At 38.7% G+C, this 2,937-nt stretch carries 4 protein-coding genes; 2 read left to right on the top strand and 2 right to left on the bottom strand.

Features of this window, described 5'->3' with window-relative positions; translation table 11 throughout:
* The coding region (locus tag B4C08_RS04335; RefSeq protein WP_296663321.1) for an AHH domain-containing protein at nt 1–782 on the top strand (782 nt) is incomplete at its 5' end.
* A 156-nt stretch (nt 783–938) separates the two neighbouring features.
* Complete coding sequence (locus tag B4C08_RS04330) at nt 939–1,403, top strand: imm11 family protein (RefSeq protein WP_349675598.1); 465 nt, start codon at nt 939–941, stop codon at nt 1,401–1,403.
* A gap of 87 nt (nt 1,404–1,490) precedes the next feature.
* Here the strand turns inward: B4C08_RS04330 and B4C08_RS04325 are convergent, their stop codons facing one another.
* Nucleotides 1,491–2,558 (bottom strand): IS3 family transposase, encoded by a 1,068-nt coding sequence (locus B4C08_RS04325; protein ID WP_296663324.1) that lies wholly within the window; start codon nt 2,556–2,558, stop codon nt 1,491–1,493.
* A gap of 23 nt (nt 2,559–2,581) precedes the next feature.
* Nucleotides 2,582–2,857, bottom strand: coding sequence for a transposase (locus B4C08_RS04320; RefSeq protein WP_296663316.1), 276 nt, complete (start codon nt 2,855–2,857; stop codon nt 2,582–2,584).
* Nucleotides 2,858–2,937 lie beyond the last annotated feature (80 nt).

Here is a 2,937-nt window from a genome sequence, read left to right as displayed (position 1 = left end):
GACTTTATTATTATGGAGCTAGGTATCTTGACCCGAGGTACAGCCGCTGGATAAGCACTGACCCTGCACTTGGGGAATACATCCCAAAAGCGCCAATAGACGAGGAGGCAAAGAAATATAACCAAAATCTGCCCGGCATGGGCGGAGTATTTAATCACATCAATGGTAATTTGTTTGCCTATGCCGCAAACAATCCTGTCAAGTATACAGATCCGGACGGAAGGGTAGTTGACACCATTTGGGATATAGGCTTCACGCTCTATGACATTGGTTCTGCAATCTATAAAAGTTCAAAAGGTGATAATTCCGGTTGGATAGATGTCGGGATTGATGCCGCCGCTATATTGGTTCCTGGAATCCCAGCAGGATTATCAAAAATTGATGATGCTGTAAAACTTGCCAGAAAAGCTGATAAAATCGGTGATGCTGTAAGAACAGCAGACAAGGTTGGCGATACAGCGAAAGTTGTAAAATCTTCAAGACCTAATCAAATACACCATTTTGCAACTAACAAAAGTAAAAAATATACACAACAAATGAAAAATATTGCAGATAAGTATGGATTAAAACTTGATGGAAAAGGTGCTGGCTGGAATATGGAAAGCTTGCCTCATCAGGGAAGACATCCAAATAAATATCATGAATTCGTTTTGGATGGTATGAATAGAGCATCAAACGAGGCAGGATCTGATACAAGTAAATTTTTGGAACTATTTGATAAATATGTAAAAGAACCTGTCAGAAATAATCCAGATTTGTTAAGGAAAGCAGGTTGGGAGTAAAAAATGAATAAGTGTGTGTTATTTACAGCCAAAGAAGGTTCAAGTAAAGATTTTTCAATGGCAAAGCTTGCAGATGAAAGCATTATTTCACCTCTTGAGGTCGATGACTTTATAAAGCAGAACAGACGGTTTCCATGCAATTTGTTTTTGGCACAAATGCGCATAACAAACAATGGAATAACCCAAAACAACAATGTACCTGAAAAAGTTTTTTTTGATTATCAGTACAATCAATTTGCTTATTATCTATTATCGGAACGGTTGAAAAACTGTATTGAAGAAAACAAAGGTTCAAAAGATTCTTTCAGTTGGATAAAAGTTTCTGTTAGTTCAGAGATTGAAACAAGAAATTATTATATTCCGATATTTGAAAGGATTCCTGATGTGCTTGATTCAAAACTTACTACAAGAGTGCCTGCCAGCAATGCGATTTTGGTTCCTTGTTTTGCCTCTGAAAAACTTGAAGGACATAATTTTTTTCCTCTTGAAAGTTCCTTTGGTATACTTCCAAGAGGAATATATGTTTCAGAAGCACTAAAAAAAATATTGCAAAAGCAGAAATTTGATAATATTAAATTTGAAAAAGCAAAATGTAGTTTAGACGGTAGTGTTATTCCTTAAAATAAATGGCACTATACATCCCTGCTATGTATAGTGTTTTTTAATTTTTTGCTTATTCCTACAAATGACAATTTGTAGGAACAAGGCTTAAAATGCGCAGAAATTTCGGAAGAATTCCTGCTTAAAAGTCAGAATTCTTCCGAAATTTAAAAAATAAAACACAGAATTTCTGTTTTTCCGTGGTATAAATAGGGCAAAAGGAGGCTGAAAAGGGCGTTTAGTTAGACAAATGGTAATTTGTATCACTACGCGGGGAATAACCCTGTCAAGTATACAGACCCGGATGGAAGAGAAACATACGATTCTGAAATAACGGAAGAACAATACAACAAATCTAATTTCTTGCAACGACAAATGAGTTGGGAGGAAGTGCAAAACTTCTTCGGCGAAAATCCAAATGGAGTTCTTCATAGACCTGAAGACCAAATTGGTTTTATGAAGCTCGAAAGCAAGAAAGACATCATTGATATAAATAAAGAATGATTCCATTCTCGCGTTGTCGTAGCACTTTCCGACATCGCTCATGCTCTGGACTGCATGATGTTTTCCAACTGCGAGCCTGAAAGCCTCGCTTGTGTACTGGCTTCCGGCATCACTGTGAATTATCACTCCTGACTTAGGTTTTCTCATTTCAAAAGCCGCTTCCAGAGCGGAAATACACAGTTCCTTTTTCATGTTTGTATCCATGGCAAGACTTATTATCTCACCACCGAAACAGTCAAAAACAGGAGCGATATAAAGCTTTCCGTCCTTGCATGGCACCTGAGTTATATCAGTCAGCCACTTCCGGTCCGGAGCTTTTGCTGTAAAGTCGCGCCGCAGAAGATTCTGAGGTCTCTGGGCTTTTTTATCAGCCTTGGTAAGCCCGTCAGGACTTCTTCTGCCCGGTTTCAGAAGATTGCCTTTTCGCATTGCACGTCTTACAGAACTCAAGGAAGTCTGTATTCCTTTCTGAGTCAATGCAATCAGCATTCTGTCTGCACCGTAGTTGTCATTGTCAGGATCTTCATCAAGGATACGATGTATCTCTACGAGTAAATCCTGCCACTTTTTAGGCCGCTCTCCGTTACGCAGCCATTTGTAATAGCCTTTTTCATTGACCGAAAGAGACTTGCACATTCGGTTCACATGATATTTTTTTCTGTTATCAAAGATGAACCAATGAATGCTTCTTACTGTTACTGCTTCCGGTCGTTTACGAAAAAACGGAAAGCATCCTTGAGGATGTTATTAGCCTCGCGGAGATCCGCATTTTCTTTCATCAGTTTTTTTTCACGCTCTGTAGGCGGATCGTCTTCTGATGTTTTTTGTTTAAGGATTCGTTCACGGTTATAACTTTTTCGCCAGTCGGCTAAAGTTGCGTAAACAAGTCCAAGCTGTGCACAGGCCGGATTTACTCCGATTTCATCAGACAGTTTGATTGCCTGTTCCTTGAATTCTTTGCTGTACCTCATTTTCATGCCCTCTTTATTCTCGGGTATTTTTCAACTGTACTTTTATAGTATCCGTTCAAATACAAAACGCCAAACAATGA

It is taken from the genome of Treponema sp. UBA753 (assembly GCF_002297325.1).
In the GTDB taxonomy this organism is placed as follows: Bacteria; Spirochaetota; Spirochaetia; order Treponematales; family Treponemataceae; genus Treponema_D.
This window is presented reverse-complemented; position numbering and strand designations above follow the sequence as displayed.